Here is a 3,388-nt window from a genome sequence, read left to right on the forward strand (position 1 = left end):
ACACCATTGGGTGCGACGAGACAATGAGCGTCGTCAGCGATTTCAGAGAACAAGCGAGCGTCGTTGTCTGAGCAAACAAGTGTTAGGTCCATACGCGAGGCCACTTCGGACTCGCAACGCCTGAGCGCACGGGCCTCCCTCGCAAAAACGGCACGTCGAAACGGATTGCGAGATCGATCGCGAACCCCCTCGGCGATTTGAGCCAAACAATTGTGACTATCAAAGACCAATGGAATCTGCCACGGTCGCTTGAGCGCAAAAAATGCGGTGTCCAACATGTTCATGTGGATCGCATCGAAGCTGCGTTGCGATATTAATTGGTCTGCGACATCCAAAATGGCATCGGAAGCATTCTTAATCACGAACAGGGGTGGTCGAAAACGGTTGCGGATCAGGTTGGACAACACTCGCCTGAGGACGCTGGGTTCCTTCACCGCAACGACCTCACATAGCCCCGAGAGTGCTTCGATGGCTTCGTCTGGATTATCGGCTGCCGCATGAGACACCATCGTCACGTTGTGATGTTCGCAGAGCCCTTTTAGGATGTGAAAGGTCCTGAGATTGCCTCCATCGTGAAGTGGATAAGGAAACTGTTCTGTCAGGAAGAGTATATTCAATGGGAAGTCTTTGTTTTGGATATGGCGTTGCCCAGTAGGGGACACAGGTCATTAAGGCTATTAGTGCAAAGCGTGTGAGCCGCGTCTCTCAGCGATCCGAAACGTTAAGTCTCGGAGAGACGCATCTACAGTTGCCCCTCATGATTTGGTGCGACCTGATAAAAAGCATCCTTTTCCTCGGACAATGTGTTTTTCGATTGTCAATCATTTCCAAAGAGAGCCCTAACGCTTCTTCAATAGAATGAAAAAGCTACATGCGCAGTTCGGATCTCGTTTCAAGAGCCTAGGATCGAGGTATTTGAAAGGCTGAATTGCCCATGCGGTAAGCCAGCGCGCGGCAAAACCCGCTTTTCCCGGCAGCATCGCTTCAGCTGCCCGCTCGGCGAAATGCGCGATCGCACTGATGGGCCCTCGCGTTGGTCCAACCCGTATCACGTCGCATTCGTGAAACAGCATTTTCAGCCCTTCCGGTGAGTAGCGAAAATAATCGTCTGGGTCAGCGTGGATGGGATGAGCGAACGGAACACTGCACCATAGCAATCCTCCGGGTTTTAAGACCCTGACCATTTCAGCCGCCATATCAAAAGGACGGCGGACGTGCTCGAGAACTGAATCACTAGTGACTGCGCCGAATGAACCATCGCGAAACGGAAGCCAATGGGCGTCGCCAACGACATCGCAGTTTTCATGCGGAAAGATATCCAAGTTTGCCCAATTCTGTGCCAGGGTATCGTTTGGTTCACCCGAGCCAACATTCAAGATCCACTCACCTTGCACTTGATTGAGAAAATACTGACGGTCTGGCTTAGAGTAGTTCGTGACATCGGTCTGCGGCAACAGCCTTTTCTGCCGATAACTTTTTCGCTTCTTACCCGTTGACTTCGGCATGCTCCACGCCACATCGATTTTTGCGAATTCGGAATCTGCCGAATGAAGAATAGGAAGTCGACCGTCGGCGATCACAGGAAAACCAACGTTGCATCCGGAGCAACGTAAAGAACCTGCATCTTGTGATAGTGGCGACTTGCAGTCGGGACATGCAATTTTATCAAGCAGTTCACTTCGGATCAAAATCCTCGTATCGTCTTGAGTCACAATAAGATTTTCAGACACAGTGGGGTTCTCCTGGGGTCAACTGACTACTTTGTACCAAAACCGATAAAAATGCCTTTTGAGCCCAGCGACTGGACTAGTGGATGCCGCTGAAACCGTCCTACGAGGAAGCTCCATTTTGCCATCGATCGAGTTCGATAGCACGGACTCGTACGCATCCTTTAATTTCAGCTCGGCAACCCAATGTTCGACCTGTTGCTGTTTCGCGGAATCAAGTTTTGATTTCCAACGTCCTGAATCCGCTCGCTCTGGATGGTGCATGCGTTTGGCATAAGTGAAAACTGCATCAGAAAGCGGTTTGACCGATTCGGAGATGCGTTTCATGACTCGTTCGGGATCTTGGACCAGATCTTCAAACGCAACCACGAGCGAGTTTTCTGACGAGTTTCCAATTTCGTCGCAATCGCGAAGCCATCGCCTCGCGTTTTCCTCGATCGACGCATTGGAATCATGCCTCGCAATCCCGCTTGTGATCGCGGCATGCGGTTCACGAACCATCTTGATAAAAATGGTTGAAGGAAATAATCGTGAGATCAACGCGGCATGTCGCAGATTGGACGGCGTCTTTAGAACGAGTGTTTGTCGGTCGCCACGAAGCAATGAAAGAAACTGGCCAAACGCCTCGACCGAATGTGGACACTTGCCCATCTCTCGCTCAGATTCCACCAAACGATGAAGTGTCGTCCCTAATGCATCTTCGTTAACGCCATAAGAATCGTTGTCCTGCGTTAGGCAATTAAACATAAACGTATTGCCAGAACCAACGGCACCACAGACAAAGATATTTTGGGGAGCAGATTTAGATTCAGTATTCATGTGGGTTGGGTGCTCATAATTCTTTTCGGATGATTTGCGACTCAATGCACCTATCGTTAGCCCATGATTAATTGGGGCGTGTTCATTCGGTCATCTAGCGACTATTTAAGCCACTGCACAATTCGTTTAGTTCAGATGTCAGTCATGGAAAAGTTTGATTCGTATATTCGATCAACTTCAGGGTCATAGGTTTCCAAAATGTTGTCTTCACTCTCGATTTCGGACGCCATGATCGCTTCGTCGGAGTAAACGACGCTGAATCCCAACGCCAAGGCATGCCACCAGAAGAACCATTCCCCACGAAGTCCGCTGATAAACACTGTGGTGACCAGAAACATAACAAGTGTTGCGTCTATACAACCACCTAAAAAAGCAGTTCTTGTATCGCCGCGTCGGTGAGCAGCCGTAACCGTTTTGCGCACGGCAAACCATGACGTTGCCAAGGCTGCAAGAAAGATTGCAAGGCCCTGGACTCCCCAGCTCGCCGCCGTATCCAGAAAGCCGTTTTGACTAGCACGAAAGGTGTTTTGCCATTCAATCGGAATATACGTTTGGCCCAAATGGGTTTTGAAAGCGTTACCACCCGAACCCAGGGGGCGATCCTTGATCATGTCAAAGGTCGCCTGCCACAAGATTAACCGACTTTCGGCGGCAATGTCTCGCTCTTCTTGCTCTGCGAAAGTGGTACTAAATCGCCCGAACACCTTCTCTTGTTGCTCTGGCCCCATAATGAACATCGCCCCCATCGCAGCGACGAGAAGTGCGGTCATCCCATGGCGTCGCACTTTTCCTTTTGATTGAAAAATAGCCAAGCGGCACCGAGTAACAAACCGNGCAGCCCG

The 3,388-nt window shown here is 50.3% G+C and carries 4 protein-coding genes; all 4 read right to left on the reverse strand.

Annotated elements, in window-relative coordinates; all coding sequences use genetic code 11:
• Positions 1–509 (reverse strand): glycosyltransferase (locus RMSM_RS35935; RefSeq protein WP_008709699.1); only part of this gene is annotated, 509 nt, incomplete at its 3' end.
• 330 nt (positions 510–839) lie between these two features.
• The gene (locus tag RMSM_RS37760) at positions 840–1,730 is read right to left on the reverse strand and encodes a methyltransferase domain-containing protein (protein ID WP_008709700.1); all 891 of its coding nucleotides are present in this window, start codon (positions 1,728–1,730) and stop codon (positions 840–842) included.
• A gap of 18 nt (positions 1,731–1,748) precedes the next feature.
• Complete coding sequence (locus tag RMSM_RS35945; protein ID WP_081614472.1) at positions 1,749–2,546, reverse strand: sulfotransferase family protein; 798 nt, start codon at positions 2,544–2,546, stop codon at positions 1,749–1,751.
• A gap of 131 nt (positions 2,547–2,677) precedes the next feature.
• A complete protein-coding gene (locus RMSM_RS35950) occupies positions 2,678–3,358 on the reverse strand; it encodes an O-antigen ligase family protein (RefSeq protein ID WP_081614473.1) in 681 nt (226 codons plus the stop codon).
• Between the last annotated feature and the right edge of the window lie 30 nt (positions 3,359–3,388).

Source organism: Rhodopirellula maiorica SM1 (genome assembly GCF_000346295.1).
Classification (GTDB): domain Bacteria; phylum Planctomycetota; class Planctomycetia; order Pirellulales; family Pirellulaceae; genus Novipirellula; species Novipirellula maiorica.

Excerpts from the sequence above, each read along its gene's own strand:
- RMSM_RS35945 (WP_081614472.1), bottom strand. The coding sequence starts at position 2,546 with ATGAATACTGAATCTAAATCTGCTCCCCAAAATATCTTTGTCTGTGGT.